The sequence below is a fragment of the Brevundimonas fluminis genome (genome assembly GCF_003934285.1).
GTDB classification, from domain to species: Bacteria; Pseudomonadota; Alphaproteobacteria; order Caulobacterales; family Caulobacteraceae; genus Brevundimonas; species Brevundimonas fluminis.
Genome location: NZ_RQWJ01000008.1, coordinates 1 through 1,260 on the forward strand (window position 1 = coordinate 1; position 1,260 = coordinate 1,260).

General features: G+C 70.6%; 1 protein-coding gene. It reads left to right on the top strand.

Features of this window, described 5'->3' with window-relative positions; genetic code table 11:
- Nucleotides 1-1,257, top strand: a 1,257-nt coding sequence (locus EFJ44_RS13715) for a glucose/galactose MFS transporter (protein WP_206426927.1), incomplete at its 5' end; no start/stop codon positions are given.
- Between the last annotated feature and the right edge of the window lie 3 nt (nt 1,258-1,260).

Here is a 1,260-nt window from a genome sequence, read left to right on the forward strand (position 1 = left end):
ACGGGGCTGGCCTTCGCCTATGTGACCACCCTGTTCTTCGCCTGGGGGTTCGCCACCTCGCTGATCGACCCGCTGATCGCGGCGGTGAAGAAGGTGTTCGACCTGTCGTTCGCCGAGGCGACGCTGACGGCCTCGGCCTGGTTCATCGCCTATGCGGTGGTGTCGGTGCCGGCCGCCGCCCTGCTGTCGCGGCTGGGATATGGCCGGTCGATCATCTCGGCCCTGGCGGTGATGGTGCTGGGCTGCCTGATCATCCCGGTCGCCACGATCGTGGACCAGTACGCCCTGGTGCTGCTGGGCCTGTTCGTCATCGCCTCGGGCGTCACCCTGCTGCAGGTCGCGGCCAATCCGCTGGTGGCGGCCCTGGGCTCGCGCAAGAGCTCGCATGCGCGGCTGAACTTCTCGCAGTTCTTCAACTCGCTGGGCACGACGCTGGGCCCGCTGCTGGGCTCGACCGTGCTGCTGACCGGGGGCGTCTTCGCCGCCGGGGCCGTGGTCACCGAGGCGACGCGCGCGGACTCGCTGCGCAGCATCGACCTGGCCTTCCTCGGCCTGGGCGCGGTCTTCGCGGTCGTGGCCCTGTTCATCTTCTCGGCGCGCCGGAAGATCAACGCCGCCGCGGCCGCCTCGGGCGGAGACGCCGGCGTGGCCTCGCCGCTCAAGGCCTTCCGGTCGAAGTGGGCGCTGCTGGGAGCCCTGGCCATCTTCGTCTACGTCGGCTCGGAGGTGACCATCGGCGGCCTCCTGACCAACTTCCTGAACCGCCCGGAGATCCTGAACCTGCCCGAGGCCGACGCCGGCCGCATGGTCAGCCTCTACTGGGGCGGGGCCATGGTCGGACGCTTCATCGGCGCCGTCCTGCTGACCCGCGTCAAGGCCGGCGTCCTGCTGGCGGTCAACACCGCGATCGCCGCCATCCTCTGCCTGGTCGTCACCCAGACCTCCGGCACGACCGCGGCTTACGCCGCCATCGCCGTCGGCTTCTTCAACTCCATCATGTTCCCGACCATCTTCACCCTGACGCTCGAACGCTCCAGCGCCCCGGCCCCGGCCACCTCCGGCCTGCTGTGCACCGCCATCGTCGGCGGCGCCGTCCTGCCCCTGATCGGCGGCCAGGTCGCCGACGTGACCGGCAGCCTCAACCCCGTCTTCTACGTCCCCCTCATCGGCTACCTCATCCTCGTCGCCTTCGCCGTCATGGCCGCGAAGGCCAAAGTCGCCGACGCCGACGCGGTGGCCGCGCCCGCGGGGCACTGACGG